Origin of the sequence: Pseudomonas sp. Z1-12, assembly GCF_051132015.1 — a bacterium.
In the GTDB taxonomy this organism is placed as follows: domain Bacteria; phylum Pseudomonadota; class Gammaproteobacteria; order Pseudomonadales; family Pseudomonadaceae; genus Aquipseudomonas; species Aquipseudomonas zanjanensis.
This window is the reverse complement of sequence record NZ_CP071647.1, coordinates 3,501,462-3,514,306: the sequence shown is the minus strand read 5'-3', so window position 1 is coordinate 3,514,306 and position 12,845 is coordinate 3,501,462. Positions and strand designations below refer to the sequence as shown.

General features: G+C 63.3%; 13 protein-coding genes. 10 read left to right on the top strand and 3 right to left on the bottom strand.

What is annotated here, in order from left to right; translation table 11 throughout:
- The first annotated feature begins 241 nt into the window (after window positions 1-241).
- From J3P85_RS14885 to J3P85_RS14860, 6 genes are all read left to right on the top strand, one after another.
- The gene (locus tag J3P85_RS14885) at window positions 242-976 is read left to right on the top strand and encodes a CbbQ/NirQ/NorQ/GpvN family protein (protein WP_434706380.1); all 735 of its coding nucleotides are present in this window, start codon (window positions 242-244) and stop codon (window positions 974-976) included.
- Window positions 960-1,544, top strand: a complete 585-nt coding sequence (locus J3P85_RS14880; protein ID WP_434702158.1) for a cytochrome c oxidase subunit 3 family protein — start codon at window positions 960-962, stop codon at window positions 1,542-1,544. The genes J3P85_RS14885 and J3P85_RS14880 overlap by 17 nt, the downstream gene beginning before the upstream one ends.
- A 12-nt stretch (window positions 1,545-1,556) precedes the next feature.
- Window positions 1,557-1,814 carry a cytochrome C oxidase subunit IV family protein gene (locus tag J3P85_RS14875; RefSeq protein ID WP_434702157.1) on the top strand — a complete coding sequence of 86 codons (258 nt, stop codon included), beginning with the start codon at window positions 1,557-1,559 and terminating at the stop codon, window positions 1,812-1,814.
- A 344-nt stretch (window positions 1,815-2,158) separates the two neighbouring features.
- Window positions 2,159-2,599, top strand: a complete 441-nt coding sequence (locus tag J3P85_RS14870) for a c-type cytochrome (RefSeq protein WP_003202495.1) — start codon at window positions 2,159-2,161, stop codon at window positions 2,597-2,599.
- A 3-nt stretch (window positions 2,600-2,602) separates the two neighbouring features.
- Window positions 2,603-4,030, top strand: a complete 1,428-nt coding sequence (locus tag J3P85_RS14865; protein WP_434702155.1) for a cbb3-type cytochrome c oxidase subunit I — start codon at window positions 2,603-2,605, stop codon at window positions 4,028-4,030.
- A gap of 181 nt (window positions 4,031-4,211) precedes the next feature.
- Window positions 4,212-6,050, top strand: a complete 1,839-nt coding sequence (locus tag J3P85_RS14860) for a nitric oxide reductase activation protein NorD (RefSeq protein WP_434702154.1) — start codon at window positions 4,212-4,214, stop codon at window positions 6,048-6,050.
- A gap of 4 nt (window positions 6,051-6,054) precedes the next feature.
- Here J3P85_RS14860 and J3P85_RS14855 read toward each other — a convergent pair whose 3' ends face one another.
- Window positions 6,055-6,255, bottom strand: a complete 201-nt coding sequence (locus J3P85_RS14855) for a protein DnrP (protein WP_434702153.1) — start codon at window positions 6,253-6,255, stop codon at window positions 6,055-6,057.
- Complete coding sequence (locus J3P85_RS14850) at window positions 6,252-6,935, bottom strand: Crp/Fnr family transcriptional regulator (RefSeq protein WP_186705769.1); 684 nt, start codon at window positions 6,933-6,935, stop codon at window positions 6,252-6,254. The genes J3P85_RS14855 and J3P85_RS14850 overlap by 4 nt, the downstream gene beginning before the upstream one ends.
- A gap of 663 nt (window positions 6,936-7,598) precedes the next feature.
- Between J3P85_RS14850 and J3P85_RS14845 the strand changes: the two genes are divergently transcribed.
- Window positions 7,599-8,789 (top strand): NnrS family protein, encoded by a 1,191-nt coding sequence (locus J3P85_RS14845; protein ID WP_434702152.1) that lies wholly within the window; start codon window positions 7,599-7,601, stop codon window positions 8,787-8,789.
- 25 nt (window positions 8,790-8,814) lie between these two features.
- A complete protein-coding gene (locus J3P85_RS14840) occupies window positions 8,815-9,252 on the top strand; it encodes a hypothetical protein (RefSeq protein ID WP_434706378.1) in 438 nt (145 codons plus the stop codon).
- Between the two features lie 177 nt (window positions 9,253-9,429).
- Here J3P85_RS14840 and ytfE read toward each other — a convergent pair whose 3' ends face one another.
- The gene (ytfE, locus tag J3P85_RS14835) at window positions 9,430-10,104 is read right to left on the bottom strand and encodes an iron-sulfur cluster repair protein YtfE (RefSeq protein WP_434702151.1); all 675 of its coding nucleotides are present in this window, start codon (window positions 10,102-10,104) and stop codon (window positions 9,430-9,432) included.
- 160 nt (window positions 10,105-10,264) lie between these two features.
- Between ytfE and norR the strand changes: the two genes are divergently transcribed.
- Together norR and pdxH are read left to right on the top strand one after the other, a co-directional pair.
- On the top strand, window positions 10,265-11,797 hold the full coding sequence (gene norR, locus J3P85_RS14830) for a nitric oxide reductase transcriptional regulator NorR (RefSeq protein WP_434702150.1): 1,533 nt from the start codon (window positions 10,265-10,267) through the stop codon (window positions 11,795-11,797).
- Window positions 11,798-12,003: 206 nt separating this feature from the next.
- The gene (gene pdxH / locus J3P85_RS14825; protein WP_434702149.1) at window positions 12,004-12,651 is read left to right on the top strand and encodes a pyridoxamine 5'-phosphate oxidase; all 648 of its coding nucleotides are present in this window, start codon (window positions 12,004-12,006) and stop codon (window positions 12,649-12,651) included.
- Window positions 12,652-12,845: the final 194 nt, after the last annotated feature.

Sequence of the window (12,845 nt, the reverse complement as noted above, 5' to 3'; positions counted from 1 at the left end):
CTGCGCTGTAAATGACGTTCGGCGCGCAGGTTCTTGGTGCGATGCAAGGCTATGCCCAGGGCGGTGGTGAGCCGCTTGACGGCGATCAAGTTTGCCGGCCGCCGCCCTTGCCAGGTTGTCGCAGGGCACCGTAGCGTGACCGGCAATCGTGTTGTCTGATCAGGCCCTCGCCATGAACGCTATCCACACTCTGCAGCACCCCGACGAACCCTTTTATCAACCCCAGGACAACGAACAGGCGATGTTCGAACAGGCCTGGCATCACGGCATGCCGGTGCTGATCAAAGGCCCCACCGGCTGCGGCAAGACCCGTTTCGTCCAGCACATGGCCCACCGCCTGGAACTGCCGCTGTACACCGTCGCTTGCCACGATGACTTGAGTGCGGCCGACTTGGTGGGCCGTCACCTGATCGGCGCCCAAGGCACCTGGTGGCAGGACGGGCCCTTGACCCGGGCCGTGCGCGAGGGCGGCATTTGTTATCTGGATGAGGTGGTCGAGGCGCGCCAGGACACGGCGGTGGTGCTGCACCCCTTGGCCGATGATCGGCGGCAGTTGTACCTGGAGCGCACCGGCGAAGTGCTGCAGGCGCCGCCGTCGTTCATGTTGGTGGTGTCGTACAACCCCGGTTACCAGAACCTGCTCAAGGGCATGAAACCCAGTACGCGCCAGCGTTTCGTGGCGATGCGCTTTGGTTATCCGGCAGTGGCCGATGAAGAACGCATCGTCGCCCGCGAGGCCAGCGTGGACCTGGCCCTGGCAGCCCAGGTGGTGCGCTTGGGACAGGCGTTGCGCCGCCTGGATCAACACGACCTTGAAGAGGTGGCCTCGACGCGCCTATTGATCTTCGCCGCGCGCATGATCGGCTCGGGCATGGACCCGCGCCAAGCCTGCCTGGCGTGCCTGGCCGAGCCGTTGAGTGACGACCCGCAGACCGTTGCCGCGTTAATGGATGTGGTCGATGTCCACTTCGGCTGAAGCCGCTGGCGTGTCCCGGCGGTTGCCCGGGGACCTGGCGATGTGGTTTTTCATCCTCGCCGAGTTGTCGGTGTTCGCGCTGTTGATTCTGGCGTTCACCGTTGCCCAGGCGTTGTACCCGCAGATGTTCAGCGAGGGCCGGCAGTTGCTGGACCGGTCCACGGGCCTGGCGATGACCCTCAGCCTGCTCACCGCCGGCCTGTTCGCCGCCCTGGCCCAGGAGCAAGTCAGGCAGGACCGGCCGCGTCGAGCCGCGCTGTTGTTGTGCGGGGCGTTGTTGCTCGCCTGCGGTTATGTGGCGATCAAACTCACGGAGTATGCCCATCTCTTGGCGAACGGGCTGGGGATGGAGCACGACACGTTCTTCACCTTGTACTGGATCCTCACCGCGTTTCATTTCCTCCATGTGCTACTGGGCATGGTGATCCTTGCCTGGCTGGCCGAGGGTTGTCGGCGAGGTCGCTATGGGTCGCAGCGCAACAGTGGGCTGGAGTCCGGTGTGCTGTATTGGCACATGGTGGATCTGGTCTGGGTGTTGCTGTTCCCGGTGGTCTACATCCTTGATTGAGCGGAGGTGCTCATGTCGGCTTCCCGTGTCTTGATCGCCTGCTGGATGGCGCTGGCCGTGCTGAGCAGCGGCACCGTCGCCCTGGGCCAGGTCGCCACCAGCGGGCTGGTGTCCATCGCCATCCTGGCGGTCGCGGTGACCAAGGCCTGGCTGATCGCCGACGGTTTCATGGAGCTGCGCCATGCGCCGCGGTTGTGGCGACGGTTGGTGTTGAGCTGGGCGGTGCTGCTGGCGAGCGTTATAGGGATCGTAATCTCGTTCGCACTCTGAATCCCTACACAACCCCCTGTGGCGAAGGCGCTTTTGTGGCGAGGGAGCTTGCTCCCGCTGGGCTGCGCAGCAGCCCCAATAGCAGCAATTCAATCCATCTGACACACCGCGCCAGCAGGTTTTAGGGTCGCTGCGCAACCCAGCGGGAGCAAGCTCCCTCGCCACAAAAGCTCATCTGCCTTTCTGGCAGTGTTGGAACACCCCACAAAACACAAAAGCTCACCCGTCTTTTCGAACGGCGCTGGAACAACCCACCAAAACCATCGGAGATTCTTGATCGCCATCAAGCGGTTCCGGACCCCTGGCTTCCTAGAATGGTCACGCCAAGCAATGAGGAAGTGACCATGTCAGATACCTTCACCAAAGGCATGGCCAGGAATATTTACTTCGGGGGAAGCATCTTCTTCTTCCTGATATTCCTGGCCCTGACCTACCACACGGAACAGACCTTTCCCGAACGCAGCAACCAGGCGCAATTGACGGAATCGGTGATACGCGGCAAGGGCGTCTGGGAGCGCAACAACTGCATCGGCTGCCATACCCTGCTGGGCGAGGGTGCGTATTTCGCGCCGGAGCTGGGCAACGTGGTCAACCGGCGCGGTGGCGACGAGGCTTTCAAGCCATTCCTGCAGGCCTGGATGAAAATGCAGCCGCTGAACGTTCCGGGTCGTCGGGCCATGCCGCAGTTCAACCTGAGCGAGCAGGAGGTCGACGACATCGCCGAGTTCCTCAAGTGGAGCTCGAAAATCAATACCAATGGCTGGCCGCCAAACAAGGAGGGCTGAGAGATGAGCATGGCTAATCCGCATCTGAAATTCGCCTCGCAGGCCGTCGCCAAACCCTACTTCGTGTTTGCCCTGATGCTGTTCCTCGGGCAGGTGCTGTTCGGTTTGATCATGGGCTTGCAATACGTGGTCGGCGACTTCCTGTTCCCGCTGATTCCTTTCAACGTGGCCCGCATGGTCCACACCAACCTGCTGATCGTCTGGCTGCTGTTCGGCTTCATGGGCGCGGCGTATTACCTGATACCGGAGGAGGCCGACCGCGAACTGCACAGCCCGAAACTGGCACTGTTGCTGTTCTGGGTATTCGCCGCCGCAGGCGTGGCGACGATCCTGGGCTACCTCTCGGTACCTTATGCGACGCTGGCGAAGTTCACCGGCAATGACTTGCTGCCGACCATGGGGCGGGAGTTCCTGGAGCAGCCGACGATCACCAAGATGGGCATCGTCGTGGTGTGCCTGGGGTTCCTCTACAACATCGGCATGACCTTGCTAAAAGGTCGCAAGACCACGGTCAGCATGGTGATGATGACCGGCCTGATCGGCCTGGCGGTGTTCTTCCTGTTCTCCTTCTACAACCCGGAAAACCTCGCCCGCGACAAGTTCTACTGGTGGTGGGTGGTGCATCTTTGGGTGGAAGGCGTTTGGGAACTGATCATGGGTTCGATGCTCGCCTTCGTCCTGATCAAGATCACCGGCGTGGACCGGGAAGTGGTGGAGAAATGGCTCTACGTGATTATCGCCATGGCGCTGATCACCGGCATCATCGGCACCGGTCACCACTTCTTCTGGATCGGCGCGCCCGAGGTCTGGCTGTGGGTCGGTTCGATCTTCTCGGCGATGGAACCGCTGCCGTTCCTGGCGATGGTGGTCTTCGCCTTCAGCATGGTGAAGAACCGCCGTCGGCATCACCCGAACCGCGCTGCGACCTTGTGGGCCAAGGGCACCACGGTCACCGCGTTCTTCGGCGCGGGGGTCTGGGGTTTCCTGCACACGCTGGCGCCGGTCAACTACTACACCCACGGTTCGCAACTGACCGCGGCCCACGGTCACCTGGCCTTCTACGGTGCCTACGCGATGATCGTGATGACGCTGATCAGCTACGCCATGCCACGCTTGCGCGGCTTGGGCGAAGCGGCGGACGAACGTTCCCAGCGGCTGGAGACCTGGGGCTTCTGGTTGATGACCCTGTCGATGGTGATGATCACCTTGTTCCTCACTGCGGCCGGTGTCGTCCAGGTCTGGTTGCAACGTTGGATGGAGGACGGCAGTGCCTTGCCGTTCATGGCGACGATGGATCATTTGAAGCCGCTGTTCTGGGCGCGATTGGTCAGCGGCGTCGGGTTCCTGGCCGGGCTGCTCTGCTACCTGTTCAGCTTCCGTCAACGTGGCCGCGCGGCCCTGCGCGCACCGGCGGCGGTGGTGCCTTCTTGAAAGACCACCGCTGAACTCGCGGCAAGAGAGCTTTTGTGGCGAGGGAGCTTGCTCCCGCTGGGCTGCGCAGCAGACCCTTTTTGATGGGCGCTTCGCACTGGAGCGCCAGCCCGGCCAAGCGGGAGCAAGCTCCCTCGCCACAAGAGCAGTGCGAAACAGTCGGGTCGATAGGAGAGTAACCATGGCATTCACCCTCGAGCTGGAAGAATGGGTCGGCAGTGTCTGGCACCGTTTCATCACCCGCCGGGCCAGTGCCGATTTTCCGGAGGCACGGGTCGAACTGGTCCCCCGGCAACGCTCGCTGCAGGTGCTGTTTCGGGCCACCGGCGGTGCGCCGCACTTGGGGCTGGAAGCGGTCAGTGACCGCGACCTGCTGCTGCGGCGCAACCTGATGCAGCAGATCGCCGGCACCTGCAAGCAAGTGCCCCTGGCCTGGTGCGACGGCGACAATCTGCGCTTGCCGGCGAGCCTGGCGGCGTTCCCCGATGTCGAGCTCAACCAAGAGTTGTATCGCTGGCTGGCCTTGCTGGCCGCGCAGTCGGGACCGATGAAGCATTGGGGCCGGGACAATCAGCGCTGGACCCTGGCGGTGTTGAAGCGCTACCCGGCGCTGCGCCCGCGCTACCGGCGACTGGTGGACGCGCACCTGTCCCTGCGCCCCGATCCGGCCACGCTCAACCCGGCCGAAGCCGCTTTGGAGCGGGCGTTGTGCCAAGCCTTGCGCGAACCGGGCAGCGTCGAACACTTTCCCCGCAGCGAGCGGGCCGCCTGGCCGTTGCCACTGTGGCTCTACCCACCCCAACACTTGGCCAATCCCCAGGCCGCCAACCTCGAGGAGTCCGAGCAATACCTGGCGACACCGCCCGGCGAACAACAGGGCGGCCGCAAGCGCGCCGAGCGAATCGATGACACCAGCCGTGACGGTGGGCTGCTGATCGTGCGCCTGGAAAACCTGTTCAGTTGGACCGAACACGTGGACCTGGATCGTTGGGCGGATGACCGCGAAGACCCGGACGCCGCTCGCGTCGCCGAGGACCTGGATCAGTTGACGCTTTCCCGCACCCGCGTGCGCAAGGGCGGTGGCTTGAAGCTGCACCTGGACCTGCCTCCGGCCGATGTGGACGACATCCCGTTGGGCGCAGGCATCCGGTTGCCGGAATGGGATTACCGCAAGCAACGCCTGCAGGACGACTTCGTCAGCCTGCAAACCTTCACCCCCCGCGATTGCCAGCCGCAGCCGCTGCCGGCACGCTTGCGAAGCTCGGCCCAGCGCCTGCGTCGCCAGTTCGAACACTTGCGCAACGACCGCCAATGGTTGCGCCAGCAAACCCAAGGCTCGGAGTTGGACCTGCAAGCCTGGCTGGATTTTCACGTCGAGCGCCAGCATGGCCAATGCAGCGAACGCGGACTGTTCATGGACCAGCGCCAGACTCGCCGCGACCTGGCCTGCCTGCTGCTGGCCGACCTGTCGATGTCCACCGATGCCCACCTCAATGACGAGCACCGGGTGATCGACGTGATCCGCGACAGCCTGTTGCTGTTCGGTGAAACCCTGTCGGTGCTGGGGGATGACTTCGCGTTGTACGGGTTCTCGTCCCTGCGTCGCCAGCAGGTGCGCCTGCATGAACTCAAGGCCTTCAACCAGCGTTACGACGATCACACCCGCGGACGGATCCAGGGCCTCAAGCCCGGTTACTACACGCGCATGGGCGCAGCGATTCGCCAGGCCACGCAACGGCTGGCGGGCTGCAAGCGCCGACGCAAATTGTTGTTGCTGCTCAGTGACGGCAAGCCCAACGACCTGGATCTTTACGAAGGACGCTACGGTGTGGAAGACACCCGCCAGGCAGTGCTGGAAGCCCGGCGCCAAGGGTTGACGCCGTTCTGCATCACCATCGACCGCGAAGCGGGGGATTACCTGCCGTACATGTTCGGGGCCAACGGCTACACCTTGATTCGCCAGCCCGAGCAACTGCCGCTGCGGCTACCGCAGCTGTACCGGCAATTGACTCAGGATTGAGGGTTCAGGCGATGCTGCGAGGCAGCCAGAAGAACATGACGATGCAGAAGAGTGTCAAGCCGACACAGAACCAGGTGAAGCGCCGCAGCCTGCGCTCGCCGGCCATTGCTGCTTCGGCGGGCAGGGGCATGCCGCACTGGCGACATTCGGTTGCATCGGCGGGATGGGCCAGTTGGCAATACAGGCAAGTGGGCTGCGCGCTCATTCGAATTGCTCCAGGCGCAGGCGATCGAGGATGGCGATCTGGCGACCGTCCTGGGTGATGATTTTTTCATCGATCAGGCGCCGGATGATCCGTGAAAAGGTTTCCGGCTGGATGGACAAGTGCCCGGCGATCAACTGCTTGGCCATCGGCAGTTCGAACTGACTGTCGACGGTTTGCAGGCGCACCAGTTGCGTCAACAGATAGCGCACCACGCGGTGAGTGGCGTTTTTCAGCGACAGGGTTTCAATCTCGTTGACCCGTTGGTGCAAACGCACGCAGAGCTTGCCGAGCAGGGCGAAGGTCAGCCGGCTGTTGCTTTGCAGCAGACGCATGTAGGTGGCGTTGGACAGCCGATACAACTGGGTCGGGCCGACGGCTTCGGCGGACGCGACGTAGTTGGGCGTGTCCATCAACATCATGGCTTCGGCGAAGGTCTGGCGCTCGCCAATCACTTCGAAGACTTTTTCCTGGCCGTCCGGGGTCAGCCGGTAGATTTTCACCGCGCCGGAAATCACGAAGTAAAACGCCTGCGCCGGCTCTCCCTGGCGGAACAGCGGGTCGCCCCTGTCGATGCTCAGCAGTTGGCTGTTGCTCATCAATTCGTCGAGCTGTTCTTCGTTCAAGGGCTCGAACAGATGATGGCTGCGCAGAATCTGGTGATGGACGCGGTGGAGCACCATGGCGTGGATCCTTGTAATGGCAAAAGAGAAGGGCGGGGTCAGACCAGGCTCAGGGACAGGCCGCTGGCAAGTGCCACGACGCAGGTGAGCACGACGAACCAGGTAAGCGGCAGGACGACGGATTTCATGGAGGACCCCGGCAAAGAAAGGTGATGCCGTGCCTGAGCAAGAGCCGGGCCAGGCCTGGGGGCATTGATTCGTGGGGCGTTGGGGCTGGTCAGGGTGAAAATAACCCTGGGGCAATGGGGTGAAAATAACCACGAAAGGGTCTTAAATACCCATTCAGCTACAGTCCCTGTGGGAGCACCATGCGGTACACCAGAAAAATGATGGACCTGTGGCGAGGGAGCTTGCTCCCGCTCGGCTGCGAAGCAGTCGTAAATCGGCGGGTGCAGAGTGTCTGATGCTCTGCATTTGACGGCTTTAGGGGCCGCTTCGCGGCCCAGCGGGAGCAAGCTCCCTCGCCACGGGTTTATTGAACAGCAATACTGAACTCCAACACTGACCCACTTCGGCAAGCCCCTTGCAAGTGCCTGTTCGAGACGGGAGGTCGCCGATGCGCTGGCTTGATCTGAGACAAGGCCGGCCGGCGTCGATAGCCGATCATTCGAACCCTGGTTTGTCGTCCCTCGCTGGCTGTCTGGCGAGGCAAAGGAGTGGTGTATGCAAGTGCTTGACCGTCGCAAGGCCATGGCCATCGCGCCGCTGTGGCGCCTGGCGTTTCGGCCGTTTTTTCTGGCCGGTTGTGTGTTGGCGTTGTTGGCCGTTCCTTTCTGGCTCGCGGCGTTTACCGGGCGGTTGTCGGCCTGGCAGCCGGCCGGCGGCTGGTTGGCCTGGCACCGGCATGAGCTGTTATTCGGTTTCGGCTTGGCGATCATCGCCGGGTTCCTGCTGACCGCGGTGCAAACCTGGACCGGCACCCCGGGGCTCAGCGGCAAGCGCCTGGCGACGCTGGCGTTGTTGTGGCTGGGCGCGCGGCTGGCCTGGCTGGTCGATGCGCCTTGGCCGTTGCTGGCGCTGCTGGAGTTGGGTTTTGCCCTGGCGGTAGCGGTGTTGATGGGCGTGACGTTGTGGCGCGTGCGGCAGAAGCGCAATTACCCGATTGTGCTGGTGTTGCTGCTGTTGGCCGCCGCCGACGGGTTATCCGTGTACGGCCTGGTGCAGCACAACGAGGGCTTGCAACGGCAGAGCGTGCTCACCGGTCTGTGGCTGGTGGCGGCCATGATGGGCTTGATTGGCGGCCGCGTGATTCCATTCTTTACCCAGCGCGGCCTCGGTCGGGTCGAAGGCGTGGCCCCTTGGCCGTGGCTCGATCGCCTGTTGCTGGCGGGTGCGGCGCTGGTGGCGTTGTTATATGCCTTCGGCCCGGCTCTGGCGGCCAGCGTCTGGGTTGGCCTGTTGTTCGCCGCGTTGGCGGTGGGGCACGGGATTCGACTGGTGCGTTGGCATGATCGGGATTTGTGGCGGGTGCCACTGCTGTGGTCGTTGCACCTGGCCTACGCTTGGCTGGCGGTGGCCTGCCTGGGCATGGCGCTGTGGCATTTCGGTGTGCCGGTAAGCCCGAGCCTGGCGGTGCACAGCCTGACCATCGGCGCCATGGCCGGTTTGATCCTGGCGATGATTGCCCGTGTCAGCCTGGGCCATACCGGGCGCCCCCTGGAGCCACCGGCGGGCATGACCCCGGCATTCATCCTGCTGAACCTGGCGTGCCTGAGTCGGGTACTGTTGGTGTTGCTGTTGCCGTTGGCCGGGCTGTGGCTGGCGGCGCTGTGCTGGACGTTGGCGTTCGGTCTCTACGCCTGGCGCTATGGGCCGATGCTGTTGAAGGCTCGGGTGGATGGGCATCCGGGATGAGCCGATCGGGTCGAGGGGGTCGATGATGTACGGGGTCTTGCTGGTCACGCACCTGTTGGCGGCCATCGCCTTCATCGGCACGCTGTTTTTCGAGGTGTTCATCTGGCATGCCGCGCGCGGGCCTTTGACGCAGATCGTCAGGGACGGCGCTGACCAGGCGATCGCCCAGCGCTCGCGGCATGTGCTGCATGGCGTGGTGCTGGTGTTGTACGGCGCCGGCATGGCCCTGGCCTGGCAGCATCGCGGCGCATTGAGCCAACCGCTGGGCAACAGCTTCGGCCTGCTGCTGAGCCTGAAGATCCTGCTGGCGCTGAGCATCATCGGGCACTACCTGTGGCTGGCGTACTGGCTCAAGAGCGGACGCCTGACACCCAGCCGCGCCTGCTGGCTGCGGCGCAGTATCCTGGGGCACATGGTGCTGATCGTGGTGTTGGCGAAGGCGATGTTCTATTGGCAGTTTTGAGCGGAGAGTGAAAGCCCGCAGTTGATTCAAGGGGTTTGTGAAATAGGCTGAACACCATCAATTCCCTGTGGGAGCGCGCTTGCTCGCGATGGCGGTGGGTCAGGCGATTCAATACTGACTGATCCGACGCCATCGCGAGCAAGCTCGCTCCCACAAGTGTGGGGGGTGGTTTGAGCGTTAGCGAACGGGCTTCATCGCATTGACGAACAACACATTGTTTTCCAGGTGGATGTGCTGCATCAGGTCATCACGAAACTCCACCAGCCCGCGGTACAGGGCGCGCCAGGTGTTGCAGGCGTCGGAGGGCGGGGTGATCTGGTCGGTCAGGGCCAGCATGGTTTCCAGGGCTTCACCGTGCTGGTCGTGTTCGTAGCGCAGCACCTGGATCGGCGCCGAGGCGCGTTCGCCCAGGCCTTGTTGCAGCATCGGGAACAGCACCTGTTCCTCCTTGAGCATGTGGCCTTCGAGTTCCTGATACATGTCCTGCAAGTGATCGGCCAGGCCGTTGGGGCAACTGGCCCGGGCGCCATGGACCGTCTCGACGCGCCGGGCCAGGCGGATCAGTTCCGGCAGTTGTTCGCGATGACGCGCGTGGTAGCGTTCCAGAATATGGGCAATCAACAATGCCTGGGGCTCGTTGCGCCAGTCATGGCCGAGCTCCCCGGTCGCTTGCAGGGTGCTGAGGGCGTCGGCGATCAGTAACGGGTTCAAGCCTTTGCCCAGCGCCGCTTCGCGCAAGGATTTTTGCCCACCGCAACAGAAGTCGAGGTTGTAATGATGGAAGGTACGGGTCGCACCGGGAATGTCGCAGGCCAGTTGGCCGAGGCTTTGTTCCAGCAGATCGAGGTTCATCATGTTTCCTTGGGTTGAATCCCGGGAGGGACAGATGAGCGCTTCTTTGCAGCCGGCATGCCAGATTCAACTGATTGAAAACAAAGCACTAAATTATTGATAGGGTGATTGTCACCCTGACTGTGAAGGGTCAAACGAACCCTGGAGGGTCATCACTACCATGCTGCGTGAAAGCCTGGCCGCCGACCTGATCGTCGAGCTGCCCAATGCGGTGCGATTGCAGCGCCTGGTGCAGACCCTGCGCGAGTACTTCAACAGTGGCGCCGTGGGGCTGCTGCGCCTGGACGACGACAGCCTCAGGCCCGTGGCTACCGTGGGCCTGGTCCACGAAGCGCTGGGCAGGCGTTTCGTGATCGCCCAACATCCGCGCCTGGCGGCGATCATGGCCTCGCGCGAACCCACCTGGTTCGAGCCGGACAGCCGTTTGCCCGATCCGTATGACGGCTTGCTCGACCACCACGTCGGCGAGCCGCTGCCGGTGCATGACTGCATGGGCGTGAGCCTGTACGTGGAAGGCCGGCTCTGGGGCGCGATCACCCTGGATGCGCTGCACGCCGGCACCTTCGACAGCCGCGCCCGGGAGGAACTCAAGCGGTGTACGTTGCAGATCGAGGCGGCGGTGCGCGTCACCCGTCTCGAACAGGAAAACCGTAGCCTGCGGGCATCGCGCAGCGATCCGGCCGACCTGCGCCTGCCAGCCGAGGAGGGCGAGATCCTTGGGCGCAGCGAAGGCTTGCAGCAATTGCTCAACGAGCTGGATGTGCTGGCCGATTCCGAATTGCCGGTGCTGTTGCTGGGTGAGACTGGCGTGGGCAAGGAGTTGTTCGCCCGGCGGCTGCATCGCCTGTCCCGGCGCGGCCATAAGCCATTGGTGCAGGTCAACTGTGCGGCGTTGCCCGAGTCCCTGGCCGAAAGCGAGTTGTTCGGCCACGTCAAAGGCGCGTTTTCCGGGGCGACCACCGACCGCGCCGGACGCTTCGATGCGGCCAATGGCGGCACGCTGTTTCTCGATGAGGTCGGGGAGTTGCCGTTGAGCGTGCAGGCCAAGTTGCTGCGCACCTTGCAGAACGGCGAGATCCAGCGCCTGGGTGCGGACAAGCCGTTGCACGTCGATGTGCGGATCATCGCCGCCACCAACCGCCATTTGCCCGACAGCATTCGCGATGGGCTGTTTCGCGCCGACCTGTACCACCGGCTTTCGGTCTACCCGGTGCCGATCCCGCCGCTGCGTGAGCGCGGCCACGATGTGTTGATGCTGGCCGGGCACTTTCTCGAACTGAACCGCACGCGCCTGGGCTTGCGCGGCTTGCGCCTGTCACCGGCGGCTGAACAGGCGTTGCTGGCGTACAGCTGGCCCGGCAATGTGCGCGAGCTGGAGCATGTCATCAGCCGCGCGGCGTTGAAGCAACTGAGTCGTGGCGCCAGTCGCAGCCTGATCATGACCCTGGAGCCGCAGGTGCTGGACCTGGATGTCAACGCCATCAGCGCCTCTGCACAGGCGCTGCCGGAACAGGCCCTGCAAGCGTTGGACGCGCCCGTGCAGCCCTTGAGCGAGGCGGTCGATGGTTGCCAGCGCCAGGCGATCCTTAAGGCCTTGGAACGCTGCGGGCAGAATTGGGCGGGGGCGGCTCGGTTGTTGGAGGTTGACCCGAGCAACCTGCATAAACTGGCGCGGCGGTTGGGGCTTAAGTAGTCATTTACCTGTCAGACCGGGTTGCCTTCATCGCGAGCAAGCTCGCTCCCACAGGGATCTTGTGAACACAGCAGATCACCTGTGGGAGCGAGCTTGCTCGCGATAGCGCCCTTCAACTCACCACAAGAACCGGCATTGACAACGATCAAGGCCCCCCAACGCCGCAGAATCCACACTGGCCCAAATCCACAGTGGAGATCCCCCTCATGCCTCTTTCCCTGGCCAAGATGCGCCGCCAGTACACCCGCGATGGCCTGGACGAAGCCCAGGCACCAGACGATCCCCTGGCCCTGTTCGCGCTCTGGATGCAACAGGCCCGCGATACCGAAAGTCCGCCCGTGGAAGCCAACGCCATGGCCCTGGCGACGGTGGACGCCCAGGGCCGGCCTCACTGCCGGGTGTTGTTGCTCAAGGGGTTCGACGCCCAGGGCTTTTCGTTTTTCGGCAACTACGACAGCCTCAAGGGCCAGGACCTGGCGGCCAACCCCTGGGCCGCCATGACGTTTTTCTGGCCGGGGCTGGAACGGCAAGTACGCATCGAAGGACCGGTCCACAAGCTTGATCCGGCGCTGTCGGACGCCTATTTCGAATCCCGTTCCGTAGGCAGTCGCCTGGGCGCCTGGGCGTCGCCACAAAGCCGTCCATTGCCGGATCGGGCCGCGCTGGAAACCTTGCTGGCCCAGACCGAACAACGCTTCGCCGAGCAACCTGTGCGGCGCCCTGGGCATTGGGGCGGCTATCGCCTGCAACCGCAGCGGCTGGAGTTCTGGCAGGGCCGCGCCGACCGTTTGCATGACCGTCTCGACTACCGCCGGCAGGATGGCGCCTGGCAGCGCAACCGCCTGGCACCCTGAATAGGTGCCTTTGTAGGAGCTGCCCAAGGCTGCGACCTTTTGATCTTTCGCTTGAAACTCAAGTGGCCCGGGAAAGATCGCAGCCTCGCTTCGCTCGACAGCTCCTACAGCAAGGGAGGTACCTCCAAGGAGGAATAGGCCCGGCAACGATTGCGGTTCAGGCTGGGCCATCTTTTCTGACAGGACGGCTGATC

Excerpts from the sequence above, each read along its gene's own strand:
- J3P85_RS14850 (WP_186705769.1), bottom strand. The coding sequence starts at position 6,935 with ATGGTGCTCCACCGCGTCCATCACCAGATTCTGCGCAGCCATCATCTG.
- norR (WP_434702150.1), top strand. The coding sequence starts at position 10,265 with ATGCTGCGTGAAAGCCTGGCCGCCGACCTGATCGTCGAGCTGCCCAAT.
- J3P85_RS14860 (WP_434702154.1), top strand. The coding sequence starts at position 4,212 with ATGGCATTCACCCTCGAGCTGGAAGAATGGGTCGGCAGTGTCTGGCAC.
- J3P85_RS14870 (WP_003202495.1), top strand. The coding sequence starts at position 2,159 with ATGTCAGATACCTTCACCAAAGGCATGGCCAGGAATATTTACTTCGGG.
- J3P85_RS14855 (WP_434702153.1), bottom strand. The coding sequence starts at position 6,255 with ATGAGCGCGCAGCCCACTTGCCTGTATTGCCAACTGGCCCATCCCGCC.
- J3P85_RS14845 (WP_434702152.1), top strand. The coding sequence starts at position 7,599 with ATGCAAGTGCTTGACCGTCGCAAGGCCATGGCCATCGCGCCGCTGTGG.
- J3P85_RS14840 (WP_434706378.1), top strand. The coding sequence starts at position 8,815 with ATGTACGGGGTCTTGCTGGTCACGCACCTGTTGGCGGCCATCGCCTTC.
- J3P85_RS14865 (WP_434702155.1), top strand. The coding sequence starts at position 2,603 with ATGAGCATGGCTAATCCGCATCTGAAATTCGCCTCGCAGGCCGTCGCC.
- J3P85_RS14880 (WP_434702158.1), top strand. The coding sequence starts at position 960 with ATGTCCACTTCGGCTGAAGCCGCTGGCGTGTCCCGGCGGTTGCCCGGG.
- J3P85_RS14875 (WP_434702157.1), top strand. The coding sequence starts at position 1,557 with ATGTCGGCTTCCCGTGTCTTGATCGCCTGCTGGATGGCGCTGGCCGTG.
- ytfE (WP_434702151.1), bottom strand. The coding sequence starts at position 10,104 with ATGAACCTCGATCTGCTGGAACAAAGCCTCGGCCAACTGGCCTGCGAC.
- pdxH (WP_434702149.1), top strand. The coding sequence starts at position 12,004 with ATGCCTCTTTCCCTGGCCAAGATGCGCCGCCAGTACACCCGCGATGGC.
- J3P85_RS14885 (WP_434706380.1), top strand. The coding sequence starts at position 242 with ATGTTCGAACAGGCCTGGCATCACGGCATGCCGGTGCTGATCAAAGGC.